This window comes from Roseovarius litoreus (assembly GCF_900142765.1).
Lineage (GTDB): Bacteria > Pseudomonadota > Alphaproteobacteria > Rhodobacterales > Rhodobacteraceae > Roseovarius > Roseovarius litoreus.
Window position 1 is genome coordinate 401,955 of the sequence record NZ_FRCB01000002.1, and the last position, 17,193, is coordinate 419,147.

Sequence of the window (17,193 nt, forward strand, 5' to 3'; positions counted from 1 at the left end):
AGGCGGAAAGATCAATGATGTATGCAGTGGAATACCAAGGCCGCAATTCGCAGCCTTTCCGCCGGGTTCACTTGCGGAAACTGTCGAGGCTGACCACCTCGGCGTCGGTGCGTTCGCCTTCGGGGACGTCGATGCCGTCGGTGATGTCGTCATCCTCATCGGGATCGTCCCCCGAGGGTTCGTCATCGTCGGGGGTTTCAAAGCGAAGGCCGAATTCGACCGAGGGATCGACGAAGGTCTTTATGGCATCATACGGAATATAAAGGTTTTCCGGGGCGTCGCCAAAATTCAGCGTGACCGAGAACCCGTCATTCGTCACCTCGAGATTGTCGAACCAGTGCTGCATCACCACGGTCATTTCCGAGGGGTAGCGCTCTTTCAGCCAGTCGGCGAGGCGCGCGTCGGGATGTTTGGTGTCAAAGGTTATGAAGAAATGATGCATGCCGGGCAGGCCATTGTCCTGCACGCCCACCAGCACCCGCTGGATAAGCCCGCGCATCGCCTGATGCATCAGTTTTCCGTAATCGATTGAACGAGACATGTTCCCGAACCTCCTGAGTGGCAGCATAGGGGATTCGATCCAAAACAAAAGGGCTTGATGCGTGCTGTCAGAGCAGGAAATGCAAGGCGCCCGAAATCGCTGCCATGAGGGCCAGACAGGGAATCATCCCGACGCGCAGTCCCAGCAGAAGAACGCCCGCCATAACGGTCAATCCGGCGTTGACCGGCACAAAGCTGGCGGGATCGGGCAGGGGGCCAAGCGGGCCGCGCGCGACACTGCCGAAGAGCACATGCAGCGCGAACCAGACCGACAGGTTGAGGATCACGCCGACCACCGCCGCCGATATGCCGGCGAGCGCCCCCTTGAGGCGCGGGCGGGCCAAGACCGCCTCCACATAGGGCGCACCAGCGAATATCCACAAAAAGCAGGGCGTGAACGTGACCCATAGCGTCAGCCCTCCGGCCAGAAGCGCCAAGGCGGGACCGCCTTCGGCATGGCCCGCAAGAAGGCCCACGAATTGCGTCACGAGGATCAGCGGGCCGGGGGTGGTTTCAGCCAGCCCGAGCGCGTCGATCATCTGCGCCGTGCTGAGCCAGCCATGGGTTTCGACGACTGCTTGCGTCATATAGGCCAGCACCGCATAGGCGCCGCCGAAGGTGACCACCGCCAGCTTCGAGAAGAGGAGCGCCAGATCGACAAGAAATTGGGCGTTCATGGCCCATGCAAGGGCGATCGGCAGCGCCCAGAGGCTGGCCCATGTCGCGATGGTCACAAGCGTTTGCCCGAGCGGCACGGGCACGGGCACGGGCGAGGTGGGTTCGGGGTCTGCGGAGGGCGCGTTTGCTGCACGCATCAGGCCCCAAAGGGCTGCGACTGCGATGATGACGGGGAATGGCACCGACAGAAAGAACATCGCCACAAATCCGGTGAGTGCCAGAAGCCAATCATCCCAGCCCGACAGGGCGCGACGCGAGAGCGACAAGAGTGCCTGCAGCACGATCACGATCACGGCGGCCTTGATCCCGGTAAAGGCGGCTTGAACCACCGGTATCTGGCCATAGCTGGCATAGCCAAGCGCCAGGGCCGTGATGACCAGCGCACCCGGCAGCACAAACAGAAGACCGGCGATCAACCCGCCGGCCACACCGCGCAAGCGCCAGCCGGCATAGGTGGCGAGTTGCATCGCCTCGGGGCCGGGCAGCAACATGCAGAAGGACAAAGCGCCCAGAAATTGCTTTTCATCAAGCCATGATCGCCGCTCGACCAATTCGGTATGCATCAGAGCGATTTGCGCCGCCGGTCCCCCGAAGGACAGAACGCCGATCCGGGCGAAGACACGAAAAAGCTGGGCAAGGCTTGGGCGCATGGCTGTGTTGATAAGGCGCTTTGCCTGTCATGCAACATCTAACCCGCCCGTCATGAAATCTTCATGCCAGCGCGCAATGCGATGATGGAGGGGGTAAAGTGCAGGCTTCTGTTGCCAGGTGCCTGCGAACCCCGCCAGACCTTGCTAGAGGCCTGGGCTTAGATTTCGGTCAAGTTACCGCTTACGCGGCAACGGCGACCGGAGCACGATTGTCGTTGGCAATTATGCTTTGTGAACCGATAACGGTGGTATCTCACCGGGACAAAGCCACCCCTTTACACGTTCGTCGATCCTGTTTCGGCCCCTTGTTCCCCCAACGAGGGTTTTTGGTGGAGCCGCCGGGTACCGCCCCCGGGTCCGATCCGCTTATTACGAGCGCGTTTATGCCCATAGTCCCCGAGGGGACAGGTTGAATATAGGCGTGCGGAGCGGCTTTGCAAAGGGGGCATCGACAGGATCAAGCGGGCGCCGATCAAGAGCCCGAACTGAGGCGCAGATGGGGCAACAGAGCACCGGATTACGGCCTGCGCCCCGGCGCATCCCCTGCCAGATGGATATTTTACAACTGTCAAAATGCCAATAAAACAAGGGCGGATCCGGGGTGAGTGCCGCATTCAAAAGAAAAAACGGCGCAATTGGTTGCTATCCGTCAAAGGCCCTTGTTACCCTCAGGGGCATGAGAGTGAACAGGGCATCATGCCTTCTCTGAGTGTAACTCGAGGGAACAGGGGACGCTTGTTTGCGGTGTCCCTGAATGTCAGGGAGCAACGGGCTGTGCCCGGATTGATCCAAGGATTGCTGCGGTTGCGCGGCATTCCGATCCGGTGTGACTGACCCGATTTGCCATAAATGAAAAAGGGGGCCTGTTTTAATGGCCGATGAAGTCACAGACTCACAAGGGATTCCGGCGCCCGAAGGGCATGCGGATCTGATTGAGACCGATTATGAGATCGGTCAGGATAACATTGTCGCCAGAGTTGGGCCGTTCGGTCTGGATATTCACAATCCGGTTTTCGTGATTTCGGGGCTGGTTGTGATCGCGTTCGTCGCTTACGCGCTGATCGCACCGCAGCATGCGTCGGATTTCTTCGGCTGGCTGCGCCCGGCGCTGACCAGCACGTTCGACTGGTTCTTCCTGTCGGCGGCGAATATCTTCGTCATCTTCTGTCTTTTGCTGATCATCAGCCCCTGGGGCTCGGTCCGTCTGGGCGGTACCGAGGCGACGCCGGATTACGGGTATCCGGGCTGGTTCGCGATGCTGTTCGCGGCGGGTATGGGCATCGGCCTGATGTTCTTCGGGGTGCTGGAGCCGGCCTATTACTTCGGCACGCCCTGGGGCGACGAGCCTTTGGGAACGGTCCGTCCCTTCACCGAAGACGGCGCGTTGATCGCCGCCAATGTCGATGAGGCGCGGCGCATGGCGCTGGCGGCGACATCCTATCACTGGGCGCTGCATCCATGGGCGATTTACGCGGTCGTGGCGCTGGCGCTGGCGTTGTTCAGCTATAACAAGGGGTTGCCGCTTTCGATCCGCTCGGCCTTTTATCCGATCCTGGGCGAGCGTGTCTGGGGCTGGTGGGGCCATATCATCGACACTCTGGCGGTCTTCGCCACGCTTTTCGGTCTGGCCACATCGCTTGGCATCGGCGCGCAGCAGGCCAATGCCGGTCTGAACTATGTCTATGGCGTGCCCAATACGACGACCGTTCAGGTGATCCTGATCTGTGCCATCACGGCAGTTGCGCTGATTTCGGTGCTTCGGGGGCTGGATGGCGGCGTGAAGGTGCTGTCCGAGATCAATATGGTCATTGCCCTTCTGCTGTTGCTGTTCGTGCTGTTCACCGCGGGTGCGGTGGCGATCCTGACCGAGTTCGTGTCGGGGCTTGGCGCCTATGTGCAGGAGGTGATCCCGCTGTCCAACCCGTTCGGGCGTGAAGATACCGGCTACATGCAAGGCTGGACGGCCTTCTACTGGGCGTGGTGGATCAGCTGGTCGCCCTTCGTGGGCATGTTCATTGCCCGCGTCAGCCGGGGTCGCACGGTGCGCGAGTTCTTGACCTGCGTGCTGATCATTCCCAGCCTTGTCTGTGTGCTGTGGATGGCCGTCTTCGGCGGTGCTGCGATCAACGATATCGTGGCCAACCCCGAGACCTCGGCGGTCAAGGCCAATGTGATCGACAGCTACGCGCCCGAACTGTCGCTTTTCGCGATGCTCGAGGGGCTGCCGTTGAGTGCGATCACCTCGACCATCGGGATCGTGCTGGTCATCGTGTTCTTCGTGACCAGCTCGGACTCGGGGAGCCTCGTGATCGATACGATCACCGCGGGCGGCAAGGTGGATGCGCCGGTGCCGCAGCGGGTGTTCTGGTGCACCTTCGAAGGGCTGGTGGCGATTGCGCTGCTGCTTGGCGGTGGCCTGACGGCGCTGCAGGCGATGGTCATTTCCACGGGGCTTCCGTTTACCCTGATCCTGCTGGTGATCTGCTACGGGATCGTGCGGGGGCTGATGTCGGAAAAACGCTGACCCGGTGATACACGGTCATGAAAAGGCCCCGGGGCTGTCCGGGGCCTTTTTGCATGTGGGCGGCGGGATCTCGGGCCTGCCGCAACGGCGCGCTTGACGGGCGCGAAGCGTCAGGCTTTTTTACGCGGCATGACCCTTGATACAGATTTCGTGCGGGCGCAGTTTCCCGCCTTCTCCGAACCTTCGCTGAGCGGGCAGGCGTTTTTCGAAAACGCTGGCGGCTCCTATGCCTGTGGGCCGGTAATCGCCCGGCTGGAGCGGTTTTACCGAAGCCGCAAGGTGCAGCCCTATGCGCCCTACGAGGCCAGCCGTCTGGCGGGGGCCGAAATGGACGAGGCGCGTCAGAGGCTGGCCGCGATGCTGAACGTGGAGAGCGACGAGGTCAGTTTTGGCCCGTCGACGACGCAGAACACCTATGTTCTGGCGCAGGCCTTCCGGCAATGGATGCGCCCGGGCGAGGCGATCGTCGTCACCGATCAGGACCACGAGGCCAATTCAGGCCCATGGCGCAGGCTGGCGCAGGACGGCATCGAGATCCGCGAATGGCGGCTCGATCCGGAAACCGGGATGTTGCGGCTGGAAGATTTGGAAAACCTGCTGGATGAAAACGTGCGTCTGGTCTGTTTTCCGCATTGCTCGAACGTGGTGGGGGCGGTCAATCCGGTGGTCGAGATTACTGCGGCATCACATGCGGCAGGCGCGTTTGTCTGCGTTGACGGAGTGTCTTATGCGCCGCACGGATTCCCGGATGTGGGCGGGATGGGGCCGGATATCTACCTGTTTTCCGCCTACAAGACCTATGGCCCCCATCAGGGGATCATGGTGATCCGACGCGCGCTTGGTCAGCTCTTGCCCAATCAGGCGCATGTGTTCAATGCTGACGTCCTCTACAAGCGGTTCACGCCGGCCGGTCCGGATCATGCGCAGGTGGCGGCAAGTGCCGGGATGGTGGATTATTTCGACGCGCTGGCGGCGCATCACGGCATCGAAGGCACCGCGTCCGCGCGGGCGGCGGGTGTGCACGATCTGATGCGTGCGCATGAAGCGCAGTTGCTGCAGCCCCTGCTCGATGCCGTGAAGGCGCGCAATTCGGTGCGGCTTATCGGACCGAGCGATGCGGAAAGCCGGGCGCCGACGGTTGCGCTGGCGTTGAACAGGCCGGGGGTCGAGGCAGCGGCGCAACTGGCCGAGCGCGGGATCATGGCGGGCGGTGGCGATTTCTATGCCGTTCGACCGCTGACGGCGCTTGGTGTGGATCCCGACAAGGGCGTGTTGCGGCTGAGTTTCGTGCATTACACCACCCGTGATGAGATCGACCGGCTTTTGAACGCTTTGGACGATATTCTTTGATCCGAGCCGTGGTCGCCGCCGTACACCGCTAAAAGAATTGGAAGGCAGACTATGGGCGAGGGCACCGCGACACTTCTGTGGATGCGCAGGGATTTGCGGCTGAGCGACCATCCGGCTCTTGGCGCGGCGATTGCGCGAGGCGGCCCGGTGATCCCGGTTTTCATTCTAGACGATCTGGCCGAGACGCTTGGGGCAGCGCCCAAATGGCGCTTGGGCCTTTCGCTTGAGGATCTGGCCCGGCGGCTTGAGGCGATGGGCAGCCGTTTGATCCTGCGTCGAGGCGATGCCACCCAGACCTTGCGCGCGCTGGTCGCCGAGACGGGGGCAGGGGCGGTCTATTGGTCGCGCGCCTATGACCCCGACAGCGTTGCGCGCGACAAGGCTGTCAAGGCCGCACTCAAGCAGGACGGGCTGGATGCCCGAAGCCATGAAGGCCATCTGATGTTCGAGCCGTGGACGGTCGAAACCGGGACGGGGGGCTTTTACAGGGTCTATACGCCGTTCTGGCGCGCGGTGAAGGAGCGCGGCGTGCCAGAACCGGAACCGGCCCCGTCGCACATCCCCGCGCCGAAGGACTGGCCACTGAGCGATGCTCTGGAGGATTGGCGCCTGGCGGCGGCGATGGACCGCGGGGCTGCCATCTGCCGCCCTTATCAGCGGGTGGGCGAGGATGCGGCGCAAGGTCGGCTTGGCTGGTTCACGGGCCACGCGATCGGCGCCTATGACACCGCCCGCGATCTGCCCGCCGAGGATGGCACTTCGGGTCTGTCGGAGAACCTGGCGCTCGGGGAAATTTCACCGCGGCGCTGTTGGCATGCGGGCATGCGGGCGCTCCACGAGGGAAAGCCGGGTGCAGAGACATGGCTCAAGGAGTTGGTCTGGCGCGAGTTTGCCTATCACCTCGCATGGCACACCCCCCGGATCGTCAACCGCAACTGGCGCGAGGACTGGGATGCCTTCCCATGGAACGAGGATGAGGACCATCCGCACGTGATCGCCTGGAAACAGGGGCGCACCGGCATTCCCTTTGTCGATGCGGCAATGCGCGAGATGTATGTGACGGGCCGGATGCACAATCGCGCGCGGATGATCGTGGCGAGCTACCTGACCAAGCATCTGCTTAGCCATTGGCGGATAGGTCAAAAGTGGTTCGAGGAGTGCCTGACCGATTGGGACCCCGCCAGCAATGCGATGGGATGGCAATGGTCGGCTGGATCGGGGCCGGATGCCACGCCCTATTTCCGGGTGTTCAACCCCGAAACCCAAGTGCAGAAATTCGACCCCAAGAGCAGGTATCTGGATCGTTGGATCGCGGAAGGTCGCCGCAACCCGACCGACACGGCGCTTTCGTATTTTGATGCGATACCGCGCAAATGGGGCTTGAGCGCCGATGATATCTATCCCGAACCGATCGTAAGCGTTAAGGACGGTCGGGCAAAAGCGCTGGCCGCCTATGAGAGACGAGGGTTTTGATATGACCACAAAACCCCTTGCCGCCGCGCCGCCGACCACCATAGCCTTGGAAGAAAACGACAGGGACGAAAGACGCATGATCCTCACCGAGACGACCGGACAGACCGGCTTGCCGAGATATTTCGCGCAATGCTTCGCGGCAGCCAAAAGCCTGAAGCATGGCCGCCTGGACATCCGTCTGCCCGATGACCGGGTGTTTCGCGCCCAAGGTACGGCTCCGGGACCGGTGGCCGAAATTGCCGTGCATAACCCGGATGTCTTCGCGCGGATGGTGCGCGAAGGGTATCTGGGGTTTTGCGATTCCTACCTGGAGGGCTGGTGGTCGACACCGGACCTGCAGGCGTTCATGGATATGGTGAACGCCGATAACGACGATATGTACAACAGCTATCCCGGCCAGAGCATCGTGCAGTTCTACGAAAAGATCCGCTTCTGGTTTCAGCGCAATACCAAGGCGCAGGCCCGCAAGAACATCAGCTATCACTATGATCTGGGCAATGACTTCTATGCGCTTTGGCTGGACGAGACGATGACCTATTCGAGCGCGCTGTTCGAGACGGGACAGGAAAGTCTGGAAAAGGCGCAGATCGCGAAATATGCCAGCATGGTCGATCAGATGGGTGTGAAGCCCGGCGATCACGTGCTGGAAATCGGCTGTGGCTGGGGCGGTTTCGCCGAATATGCCGCCGCCGAACGTGGGCTCAAGGTCACAGGGCTGACAATCAGCCGCGAACAATATGACTATGCGGTCGCGCGCATCGAAAGGGCCGGGCTGTCGGATCGGGTCGAGTTCAAACTGCAGGATTACCGGGACGAACGCGGCACCTATGACGGGATCGCCAGTATCGAGATGTTCGAGGCCGTGGGTCAGAAATACTGGCCAACCTATTTCAACACGGTGCGCGACAGGCTGCGTCCGGGCGGGCAGGCCACCTTGCAGATCATCACCGTGGCTGATGCGCGTTGGGACGTCTATCGCAACGATGTGGATTTCATCCAGAAATACATCTTTCCGGGCGGTATGCTGCCCAGCCCCTCGGTGCTGCGTCAGGAGGTCGAGCGCGCGGGGCTGACGGTCATGGGATCGATCGAATTCGGTCAGAGTTACAGCCAGACGCTGCGGCGCTGGTATGACACGTTCAACGAAAAATGGGCCGATGTCGCCCGTCTTGGCTTTGACGACAGGTTCCGCCGCATGTGGAATTTCTATCTCACCTCTTGTGCGGGGGCCTTCCAAGGGGGTAATTGCGATGTGACGCAGATCACAATCGCCAGGCCAAGCTGAATGCCCGCCACGGATAACATGCCGACTGCCGCCCGCGCTGTCTCTTCGCTGCTGATGGCCGGGCTTGCCTGGATCGCCTCCGAGATGATCCGGCCGCTGATGCCCGAGGCGACGTCCTTCGGCATCTTCAATTACGTGAATGTCGCGCTTGCGCTGTTGTGTGGATGGCGCGTGACGGGGAAGCGTCTTGGCTTTGGATGGATGACCGGGATCAGTGCCGGGTTGTCCGGTGTCGCGGCGCTGGTGTTCTGGGCGGTCTTTCTGCAGAGCCTTTACAAGATGCTCGATATGGCAATGGATCGGCGCTTCGACGGGTTGATGGAAGGGCTGACAAATATCTTCGAGATCGGCGTGGATTATTTGCTTATCCTGGCTGATGGGCCTCTCATCGCTGTGTTGGTGGCAGGCGGTCTGTTGATCGGGCTGATCGGGGAATGGGTCTCGCGCCGGTGGTCGTGAGATGACCAAGGCAGTCTTTCTGTATGGTCCTCTGGCCTGGCGGCCCTTGCTCACCTGCATAACCGGGCAGGAGGCGGGCGCGTTTGTGCCGGATATATTACCCGATCACGGCTTGGGGGAGGCTGCGGCGCCGGTCTTTTCCGTGGCGTTTCGAAAAGCCGATGCCACGCTGGACGGGGTGGTGGTCACGGATATTTCCGCCGATGCGTTCGAGCGGTTGGTGTTTTTTGCACAGGCTCTCGGGCTTGAGTGCAAGGATGTGATCCTCGGATCGGGTCGGGAGGCCGTGAGCGTCGTTGCGTCGGAAGGATCGGACCTTGCGCCCATGGATCTGTCCGACTGGCAGAGGGATTTCGGTGATCTCGCACTCGAGGCTTGTCGCGAAGCGATGGGCTATTACGGGAGCGTCACGACGGATGGGCTTGCTTGGCGCATGCCGATGATCCTGTCGCGGGCCGCCGCGCGTCAGGCAGCACAAATCGGCAAACCGGCGGATATGCGCAGCACGACACCGGCCGCGCAAGTCGAATGCATCCGCCGTCACACGCCGCATCAGGGCTATTTCCTGACGCGCGAATACCGGTTGCGCTATCCCGGCTTTGACGGAGGGGCAAGCCCGCTGGTGGATCGCGAAGTGTTTGTCGCGACAGATGCGGCGATCGTCTTGCCTTATGATCCGGTGCATGACCGCGTGCTGCTGGTCGAACAGTTCCGGATGGGGCCATACGGGCGAGGCGATCCGCGTCCCTGGATGCTGGAGCCGGTGGCCGGCCGTGTGGATGCCGGCGAGACGCCCGAACAGACCGCCCGCCGCGAATGCGTCGAAGAGGCGGGGCTGGACCTGCGTGAATTGGAGCTGATTTCAAGGCATTATTGCACGCCCGGCACCTCGACTGAGTATTTCCACCTCTATCTTGGGCTGTGCGATCTGCCCCAAGCCGGTCATGGGCTTGGCGGGCTGGCAAGTGAAAACGAGGATATACGCACGCATGTGATATCCTATGATCGCGCCATGTCGCTGCTCGACACGGGCGAGGCCGATAACGGCCCGCTTGTTCTGGCGCTGATGTGGTTGTCTCGCGAGCGTGAGCGCTTGCGTTCCGCGGCTTGAGTTCCAGTGCTTCGGGGTCTAAGTCTGATCGGAACCTGACAAAAGGAGCCCGTCGATGCGAATTGCAAAGGATCTGGCCGATGCGGTCGGCAACACCCCTCTGATCCGGCTGAGACGGGCCAGCGAGGCAACGGGGTGTGAGATTCTGGGCAAGGCGGAATTCATGAATCCCGGTCAATCGGTCAAGGACCGCGCGGCTTTGTTCATTATCCGCGATGCGATCCGGCGCGGAGAACTGAAGCCGGGCGGCACGATCGTCGAGGGGACAGCCGGCAATACCGGGATCGGGCTGGCGCTGGTGGGCGCATCACTCGGGTTCAAGACGGTGATCGTGATCCCGGAGACCCAAAGTCAGGAAAAGAAGGACATGCTGCGTCTGGCCGGGGCAGATCTGGTCCAGGTGCCTGCGGCGCCGTATTCAAATCCCAATAATTTTGTTCGATATTCCGAGCGTTTGGCGAAAGAACTTGCAAAAACCGAACCCAATGGGGCGATTTGGGCCAATCAGTTCGACAATGTTGCAAATCGTCAGGCCCATATCGAAGGAACCGGGCCGGAAATCTGGGAACAGACCGGCGGAAAGGTCGATGGCTTCTGCTGTGCCGTGGGATCGGGCGGCACATTGGCGGGTGTCGGCATGGCGCTGCAACCCAAGGGGGTCAAGATCGGGCTGGCGGATCCGATGGGAGCAAAGCTTTATTCCTATTACACGACTGGCGCCCTGGAGGGCGAGGGCAGTTCGATCGCCGAAGGGATCGGACAGGTGCGGATCACCCGCAACCTCGAAGGATTCACACCTGATTTCGCCTGTCAGGTGCCCGATGAGGAAGGCCTGCCCATCGTGTTCGATCTTTTGGAACACGAGGGTCTGTGCATGGGCGCATCGAGCGGCATCAACATCGCAGGCGCCATGCGCATGGCGCGCGAAATGGGGCCGGGCCATACCATCGTGACCATCCTGTGCGATTATGGCACGCGCTATCAATCCAAACTCTTCAACCCGGATTTCCTTAGGGAAAAAGGCCTGCCGACGCCGGACTGGATGATCGAGGCACCGCGCAGCATTCCGGGGGTCTTTGTCGAGTGATGCGGCTGCTGCGGACCCTTCTTCTGTTCCTGACGCTCATCATGGCGTCGGGACTTGCGGGTGGGCCGCTGCAATGGGCTGCCAATGCGCAGCAGCAACAAGCCGAACCGATCGACTATGACGCGTGGGAGCGCACGGCCCTGCGTGCCGAAGAGGCGGTGGAGGCGGAACGCGCCTCGACCCCGGCGCTTGAAGCGCTGCGCTCGGATTTGGTGACATGGCGGCAAAGGTTCCAGCGCGAGGAAGATGCCAACGCCAACACGATCGCGACCGTCCAGCGACAACTGGAGGCGCTTGGGCCTGCGCCGGAAGACGGCGGCGAGTCCGCTGAAATCGCACAGGAGCGCGAGCAGCTGACAGCGCGGCTGGCGGAACTGCAGGCCCCCGGCAAGCGGGCGGAGCTTGCCTATAGCCGCGCGGATGGGCTGATCCGGGGCATTGATCAGATTGTGCGGGATCGCCAGACCGACGAACTTCTGGAATTCGGCCCATCCCCGGTCAACCCGACGCTTTGGGCGGATGCGGCCAAAGCGTTGATCGAAGGTGGCACGGCACTGGTCAGTGAATTCCGGTCCAACTTGCAAAACCAGCTCCAGCGCGAGCAGGCCACGGGCCGGCTTCCGGCTTTGGTGACCTTCGGGCTTTTGGGCTTGCTGTTTCTGGTGCGGGGCAGGGCATGGAGCCGCAAACTGTCGAACCGCGTCCTGAGTGACGGCCAAACCACCGGTCGCTGGATTATCGGCTTTATGGTGTCGCTTGGCAGTCTGATCGTCCCGCTGATCGGGTTCATCATCATCGTGCTGGTCATTCAGGCCTCTGGTCTGACAGGAAACCGGATCAGACAGCTTTTGCAAGAACTTGTGCTGGCGGCAGTCATCTTCATGGCCGCGCGGTGGCTTGCGACGCGTGTGTTTCCGATGGACGAGATGCGGGGGCTGCCGCTCAACCTGACGTCCGAAGGGCGGCGGGCCGGTCGCTGGTATGGCGCCTCGCTGGGGCTTGCGACCGCGGTGCTGCATCTGTTCGACGGTATGACGGATGTGTTCGGATGGTCAGCGGCCTCGGCCAATGTCATCCTGTTTCCGATCCTTGTCACGATGGCGTTCCTGCTGTGGCGTCTGGCCCGTCTGCTGAAGGCTCATGCCGATGCCGGCACCGATGACAGCGGGGAAGAGACTTATCGCACGAAATCCACCCGCATATTGGTCAGGATTCTGGTCGTTCTGGCCGTGGTCGCGCCTGTTCTGGCGTTGATCGGCTATTTCGCCCTGGCCAAATTCCTGCTCTTCCCGTCGGTTTTGTCGCTGATGCTGCTGGCCGGTCTGCTGATCCTGCAACGCGTCGTGGTCGAGCTTTATGCGCTGATCACGGGCAATCTGGAAGGTGCGGCCGAGTCGCTGATCCCCGTGTTGATCGGTGCGGCTCTGGTGATTTTGTCCATGCCGGTCTTTGCGCTGATCTGGGGCGCGCGTGTGACCGATCTGACCGAGCTGTGGACGCAGTTCGTGGACGGTGTCTATATCGGTGAGACGCGGCTATCTCCGGTGATCTTCCTGACGCTGGCCGCTGTATTTGCAGTGGGCCTTGTTGCGACGAGGCTGTTGCAGGCAGCGTTGAAAAATACGGTCCTGCCCAAGACCCGGATCGATATGGGCGGGCGCAATGCCATCGTTTCGGGTGTGGGTTATGTCGGCATTTTCCTTGCTGCGATCATCGCGATCACCAGTGCTGGCATCGATCTGAGCTCACTGGCCATCGTCGCGGGCGCCTTGTCGGTTGGCATCGGTTTCGGTCTTCAGAATATCGTCTCCAACTTTGTGGCCGGGATCATTTTGCTGATCGAACGTCCGATTTCCGAGGGCGATTGGATCGAAGTGGGCGGTCAGCACGGCTATGTGCGGCATATCTCGGTGCGCTCGACCCGGATCGAAACCTTCGACCGGACCGACGTGATCGTACCGAATGCCGATTTCGTGTCCGGCACGGTGACCAACTACACCCGGGGCAATACGGTTGGCCGTGTGATCGTGCCGGTCGGCGTGGCCTATGGCACCGATACCCGCAAGGTCGAGAAAATCCTCCATGAGATCGCCGAGGCGCATCCGATGGTGTTGGTCAATCCGGCGCCGGCGGTGGTCTTTCAGGGGTTTGGCGCAAGCTCCATGGATTTCGAGATCCGTGCCATTCTGCGTGACGTGAACTGGGTGCTCGACGTGAAGTCGGACATGAACCACGAGATCGCCCGGCGCTTTGCCGAGGAAGGGATCGAAATTCCCTATGCGCAGCGCGATATCTGGCTGCGCAACCCCGAAGCTCTGCGAGGCGGGGGTGTGGTGTCGGCCCGTGCGCAGCACAAGGACACCAAGGGGTCTCATGAAGCAAGACGCGAACATGATGTGTCCGACGATGCCGGCGACGGGGACGCGGACGGGGGTGGGGACGGAGGACCGACATGACAACGCCGCTCTTTCTGACGGATCCATATCTTGCGGATGTCGGCGGTCAGGTCGTTGGACATACCCCGGAGGGCGGGATCATCCTCGATCAAACGATCTTCTATCCGACAGGCGGCGGACAGCCCGGCGACAGCGGCACGCTGGAATGGGAGGGCGGCCGGCTCGAGGTGGCGACCACGCTCAAGTCCGAGGGGGATGTGATCGTGCTGGTTCCGGCAGAGCCCGAACCCTTGCCGCCCGAGGGCGCGCACGTGCAGCAGGCGCTCAATTGGCGGCGGCGCTTTGGACATATGCGTGTTCACACGGCGTTGCACCTGTTGTCCGTGGTGATCCCGCTGCCGGTCACAGGCGGCTCGATTGCCGAGACAAAGGGACGTCTGGATTTCGACATGCCCGAGGCGCCTGAGGATATCGTCGCCATCGAAGCTGCGCTGAACGATCTTGTTGCGCGTGACCTGCCGGTGACCGAAGATTGGATCACGCAAGAGGATCTTGCGGCGACACCGGGCCTTGTCAAAACCTTGTCGGTCGCGCCGCCGAAAGGGGCAGGGCGCATCCGGCTGGTGCGGATCGGTCAGGACAGCGATCAGGTCGATCTGCAGCCCTGCGGCGGAACGCATGTCGCAAGCACCGCGCAGATCGGTTCCTTACGTCTTGGAAAGATGGAAAAGAAGGGCCGCCAGAACCGCCGTGTCTATCTGCATCTGGCTGATTAAGGCGGCGTGTCAGAAAGCGCTTGAATTGCCGGATAGCCCGGCGTTAAAGAAGGCGCCACGGAGAGGTGGCCGAGTGGTCGAAGGCGCACGCCTGGAACGCGTGTAGGCGGGTAACCGTCTCCAGGGTTCGAATCCCTGTCTCTCCGCCACCCGAACGCCTCTGAAATCCAACTGTCTCTGCTTGATGTTATTGGCGGTCGCGCCGCTCGGTCGGCGCTGCCGTTCGCCAATGGCAGCCTGCGCTGTGACATCGCGCCGTTACTCAAGCCTGCGCGGGTGCCGACTTCGATCTTGCGGTGAGGGCGTGCATCCCAGATCGGCGAAGCGACTGGATGCAGGCTCGCTGCGCTGCGGCCTGACCTGCCATTCGCGATGATTGACAACACCAAGGCTTTCCCCGAAATCGAACGACCCGCTGCAGTCTTCACCGCAATCCGCGCCGACCGAGGCCTGTCGAAATGCGCCGACCCCGCCGCACATTGAGATGAGCGGGTACGAACACGCTCATCCATCAACAGGCCGTCCGGTGACGGCCACCTGAGAAGAAGGGCGAAACCGATGCACTACATGCTGCAATTCTACGAGAACCCCGAGGAACGGGCGAAGCACCACGATCCTGCGAGGGTCGACGCCTATTTCGCTGGTTGGTCCGCCTTCATCGGCACGCTTGCGCAGTCCGGGGCCATGGTCAGCGGCAACGGGCTGTTGCCGCCCGACACCGCGACGACGCTGCGCGTCACGAACGGCACGCGGCACGTCGTGGATGGACCTGTCGCTGACAACAAGGAGATTCTGGGCGGCTATGTGATTCTTGACGTGGCCGATCTTGACGCAGCCCTCGACTGGGCCGCGAAGGTACCCTGCGTGACGGCCGGGTCGGTCGAAATCCGCCCGATCCTGCCGCCCCCCGGCGCCTAAGTGACGGCGCGCGTCGCGATGCTATCGCTCGCGGCGCGTGGATCCTGTGATACATTGCGATGAAATCTCGTCGCGCGCGCATTCACCCATCAACAGCCGTCTGCGGACGGCCATCCGCCAAGAAAAGGCAATGCATATGCAATACATGCTACAGTTCCGCGAAACCCCCGAGGAGAGGGCCAAACCCAATGACCCCGCGCAGGCAGGGGCCTATTGGGGTGGCTGGCAGGCCTATATCGGCGCACTCGCACAATCCGGGACCATGATCGGCGGCAACGTGCTGCGCCCGCCCGAGACCGCGACAACGCTGCGTGTCGAGAACGGCACGCGGCATGTCGTCGATGGTCCGTTCGCCGACACCAAGGAGCAACTGGCGGGGTTTGTCATCCTCGACGTACCCGACCTTGATGCCGCACTCGAGTGGGCCTCACGGGCGCCCTGCGCAGCGGGCGGGTCGGTGGAGATTCGCCCCGTGCTGCCGCCGCCCGCCTCCTGATGGACGAGGCGCGTCGCGATACCGCCGCGCAAGCAACGCTCGCGGCGCGCGAGTCCTACGGGAAGCTGCTCGCGATCCTCGCCGCGCGTACGCGCGACGTGGCCGCCGCCGAGGATGCGCTGGCTGACGCCTTCGCTGCGGCGCTTGCGCAGTGGCCGCAGGGCGGCGTGCCATCCAACCCGGTCGGCTGGCTTCTGACCGTTGCGCGGCGCAGCGCAGGCCATGCCGCGGCGCGACGCCAGACCGCCGACCGCAGCCTAGCGATAGTTCAAATGCTTGAGGATGAACGCAACGACCCAGCTTTGGACGGTTTTGGCGACGACCGGCTGAAGCTTATGTTTGCGTGCACGCATCCGGCGATTGCCGCGGACGCGCAGGCTCCGTTGATGCTTCAGACGGTCTTGGGCCTCGATGCGGCACGGATCGCCGCAAGCTTTCTGGTCGTGCCCGCCTCGATGGGTCAGCGGCTGGTGCGCGCCAAGCGCCGCATCCGCGATGCCGGAATCGCGTTTGTGATTCCCGAGGCGGAAGACATTCCCGAGCGGCTGTCTGCGGTGCTGTCCGCGATCTACGCGGCCTATGGTACGGCCTGGGACGACGTGGCCGGCGCCGACCCGCGGCTGGCAGGCCTCGCCGATGAGGCGATCTGGCTCGCGCGGCTGACGGTGCAGCTTGCCCCCGACCAGCCCGAGGCGCTTGGCTTGCTTGCCATGATGCTCCACTGCGAGGCGCGGCGGGCGGCGCGGCGAGGGCCTGATGGCGCCTTCATCCCTCTGCGCGACCAGGACGTCTCCTTGTGGTCGCGCGACATGATGGCCGAGGCAGAAGCCGCCCTGCGCGCAGCCGCACGCGTGGGCCAGCCGGGGCGGTTCCAGACCGAGGCCGCTATCCAGTCGCTTCACGCGCAGAGCCGCATGACCGGCGAACGCCTACACGGCCCGCTCGCGCAGCTTTACGACTTGCTCGCCCGGTTCGCCCCCACCACCGGCGTGCTGGTGGCACGGGCCGTCGCGCTTGCGGAAAATGGCGAGGCGGATGCCGCGCTGTCGCAGCTCGATGCGATCACGGGTGCGGAGACCTATCAGCCGTGGTGGGCGTCGCGCGCCCGCGTCCTCTGGTTATGCGGCCAAGAGGCAGCCGCCCGCGAGGCCGCTTCCCGCGCGGCCGGTCTCAGCAGCGATCCCGGCATCCGGGGCTTCCTGCTGACGGGCGGGTATCGCGACGTTCCGCGTCAATAAAATCCGCTATCGTCGTTCCCTGCTGTCGAAATGACTTGGGCCCGCTCCAAATCCATACATCTTCGATGGAAGAGGGAAAGACAAAAGAAAACAAAAACAGATCTTTAGGGTAGAGAAGGTTCGACGTCAGGCCCGTTCCTTCCGCCACTTACCCCTTTGATGCGCGTTATACCGATCCGGCTGCGGCCGGATTTTTTTCCGAGGGTTGTGCG

The 17,193-nt window shown here is 62.3% G+C and carries 14 protein-coding genes, 1 tRNA gene and 1 other RNA gene; 13 read left to right on the forward strand and 3 right to left on the reverse strand.

Annotated features, from left to right (window positions below):
• Window positions 1-67: 67 nt before the first annotated feature.
• From F3H35_RS06135 to ssrA, 3 genes are all read right to left on the reverse strand, one after another.
• Window positions 68-541, reverse strand: coding sequence for an SspB family protein (locus tag F3H35_RS06135; RefSeq protein ID WP_007815243.1), 474 nt, complete (start codon window positions 539-541; stop codon window positions 68-70).
• 67 nt (window positions 542-608) lie between these two features.
• Window positions 609-1,868, reverse strand: coding sequence for a chromate efflux transporter (gene chrA, locus F3H35_RS06140; protein ID WP_149778724.1), 1,260 nt, complete (start codon window positions 1,866-1,868; stop codon window positions 609-611).
• Between the two features lie 97 nt (window positions 1,869-1,965).
• Window positions 1,966-2,313, reverse strand: a transfer-messenger RNA (tmRNA) gene (gene ssrA, locus F3H35_RS06145).
• Between the two features lie 426 nt (window positions 2,314-2,739).
• Here ssrA and F3H35_RS06150 point away from each other — a divergent pair.
• The 13 genes from F3H35_RS06150 (at window position 2,740) to F3H35_RS06210 (ending at window position 16,981) form a co-directional block, all read left to right on the forward strand.
• Complete coding sequence (locus F3H35_RS06150; protein ID WP_149778725.1) at window positions 2,740-4,392, forward strand: BCCT family transporter; 1,653 nt, start codon at window positions 2,740-2,742, stop codon at window positions 4,390-4,392.
• 129 nt (window positions 4,393-4,521) lie between these two features.
• A complete protein-coding gene (locus tag F3H35_RS06155; protein WP_149778726.1) occupies window positions 4,522-5,742 on the forward strand; it encodes an aminotransferase class V-fold PLP-dependent enzyme in 1,221 nt (406 codons plus the stop codon).
• 51 nt (window positions 5,743-5,793) lie between these two features.
• Window positions 5,794-7,215, forward strand: coding sequence for a cryptochrome/photolyase family protein (locus tag F3H35_RS06160; RefSeq protein ID WP_149778727.1), 1,422 nt, complete (start codon window positions 5,794-5,796; stop codon window positions 7,213-7,215).
• Window positions 7,216-7,291: 76 nt separating this feature from the next.
• Window positions 7,292-8,500, forward strand: a complete 1,209-nt coding sequence (locus F3H35_RS06165; RefSeq protein ID WP_149778823.1) for an SAM-dependent methyltransferase — start codon at window positions 7,292-7,294, stop codon at window positions 8,498-8,500.
• A complete protein-coding gene (locus F3H35_RS06170) occupies window positions 8,501-8,959 on the forward strand; it encodes a TrgA family protein (RefSeq protein WP_149778728.1) in 459 nt (152 codons plus the stop codon).
• Between the two features lies 1 nt (window position 8,960).
• The gene (locus tag F3H35_RS19175) at window positions 8,961-10,070 is read left to right on the forward strand and encodes an NUDIX domain-containing protein (RefSeq protein ID WP_149778729.1); all 1,110 of its coding nucleotides are present in this window, start codon (window positions 8,961-8,963) and stop codon (window positions 10,068-10,070) included.
• A gap of 55 nt (window positions 10,071-10,125) precedes the next feature.
• Window positions 10,126-11,157 carry a cysteine synthase A gene (locus tag F3H35_RS06180; protein WP_149778730.1) on the forward strand — a complete coding sequence of 344 codons (1,032 nt, stop codon included), beginning with the start codon at window positions 10,126-10,128 and terminating at the stop codon, window positions 11,155-11,157.
• On the forward strand, window positions 11,157-13,613 hold the full coding sequence (locus F3H35_RS06185; protein ID WP_149778731.1) for a DUF3772 domain-containing protein: 2,457 nt from the start codon (window positions 11,157-11,159) through the stop codon (window positions 13,611-13,613). The genes F3H35_RS06180 and F3H35_RS06185 overlap by 1 nt, the downstream gene beginning before the upstream one ends.
• Window positions 13,610-14,329, forward strand: a complete 720-nt coding sequence (locus tag F3H35_RS06190) for an alanyl-tRNA editing protein (protein ID WP_149778732.1) — start codon at window positions 13,610-13,612, stop codon at window positions 14,327-14,329. Before F3H35_RS06185 ends, F3H35_RS06190 begins: the two co-directional genes overlap by 4 nt.
• A 59-nt stretch (window positions 14,330-14,388) precedes the next feature.
• Window positions 14,389-14,478: transfer RNA gene (locus tag F3H35_RS06195), tRNA-Ser, on the forward strand.
• A 409-nt stretch (window positions 14,479-14,887) separates the two neighbouring features.
• The gene (locus tag F3H35_RS06200) at window positions 14,888-15,247 is read left to right on the forward strand and encodes a YciI family protein (protein WP_149778733.1); all 360 of its coding nucleotides are present in this window, start codon (window positions 14,888-14,890) and stop codon (window positions 15,245-15,247) included.
• 136 nt (window positions 15,248-15,383) lie between these two features.
• A complete protein-coding gene (locus F3H35_RS06205) occupies window positions 15,384-15,743 on the forward strand; it encodes a YciI family protein (RefSeq protein ID WP_149778734.1) in 360 nt (119 codons plus the stop codon).
• Complete coding sequence (locus F3H35_RS06210; protein ID WP_149778735.1) at window positions 15,743-16,981, forward strand: RNA polymerase sigma factor; 1,239 nt, start codon at window positions 15,743-15,745, stop codon at window positions 16,979-16,981. The genes F3H35_RS06205 and F3H35_RS06210 overlap by 1 nt, the downstream gene beginning before the upstream one ends.
• Window positions 16,982-17,193: the final 212 nt, after the last annotated feature.

Coding starts and splice junctions, on each gene's coding strand:
- F3H35_RS06135 (WP_007815243.1), bottom strand. CDS start 541: ATGTCTCGTTCAATCGATTACGGAAAACTGATGCATCAGGCGATGCGC.
- F3H35_RS06190 (WP_149778732.1), top strand. CDS start 13,610: ATGACAACGCCGCTCTTTCTGACGGATCCATATCTTGCGGATGTCGGC.
- F3H35_RS06170 (WP_149778728.1), top strand. CDS start 8,501: ATGCCCGCCACGGATAACATGCCGACTGCCGCCCGCGCTGTCTCTTCG.
- chrA (WP_149778724.1), bottom strand. CDS start 1,868: ATGCGCCCAAGCCTTGCCCAGCTTTTTCGTGTCTTCGCCCGGATCGGC.
- F3H35_RS06210 (WP_149778735.1), top strand. CDS start 15,743: ATGGACGAGGCGCGTCGCGATACCGCCGCGCAAGCAACGCTCGCGGCG.
- F3H35_RS06155 (WP_149778726.1), top strand. CDS start 4,522: ATGACCCTTGATACAGATTTCGTGCGGGCGCAGTTTCCCGCCTTCTCC.
- F3H35_RS06150 (WP_149778725.1), top strand. CDS start 2,740: ATGGCCGATGAAGTCACAGACTCACAAGGGATTCCGGCGCCCGAAGGG.
- F3H35_RS06165 (WP_149778823.1), top strand. CDS start 7,292: ATGATCCTCACCGAGACGACCGGACAGACCGGCTTGCCGAGATATTTC.
- F3H35_RS06200 (WP_149778733.1), top strand. CDS start 14,888: ATGCACTACATGCTGCAATTCTACGAGAACCCCGAGGAACGGGCGAAG.
- F3H35_RS06185 (WP_149778731.1), top strand. CDS start 11,157: ATGCGGCTGCTGCGGACCCTTCTTCTGTTCCTGACGCTCATCATGGCG.
- F3H35_RS19175 (WP_149778729.1), top strand. CDS start 8,961: ATGACCAAGGCAGTCTTTCTGTATGGTCCTCTGGCCTGGCGGCCCTTG.
- F3H35_RS06205 (WP_149778734.1), top strand. CDS start 15,384: ATGCAATACATGCTACAGTTCCGCGAAACCCCCGAGGAGAGGGCCAAA.
- F3H35_RS06160 (WP_149778727.1), top strand. CDS start 5,794: ATGGGCGAGGGCACCGCGACACTTCTGTGGATGCGCAGGGATTTGCGG.
- F3H35_RS06180 (WP_149778730.1), top strand. CDS start 10,126: ATGCGAATTGCAAAGGATCTGGCCGATGCGGTCGGCAACACCCCTCTG.